Annotated in this window: 1 pseudogene; it reads left to right on the top strand. The window is 26.6% G+C overall.

From position 1 onward, the window contains the following. Positions 1-4: 4 nt before the first annotated feature. Positions 5-248 (top strand): annotated as a pseudogene (locus SB775_RS32455) (LSm family protein); the annotation flags it as partial.

Below are 248 nucleotides of genomic sequence, written 5' to 3'. Positions count from 1 at the left end.
ATAGATGAATGAGTTAAACAAAAGTATTGGAGAAAATATATATGTTAAACTAATCGGTGAAAAAAGATTTAAAGGTGTATTAATAGACGTAGGAAATGATATTGTTGTTCTTTACAATGGACAAGACTACATATATATATCTTTATAACATGTACAATATTATAAATTTTTAAGACCATATGCTGAGGAAATATCAAAACCAGATGTTGACTCTGTAATTAAGAGGGAATCGCCTTCTATTTCTTTAA

Source organism: Peribacillus sp. SIMBA_075 (assembly GCF_046534585.1).
This window is presented reverse-complemented; position numbering and strand designations above follow the sequence as displayed.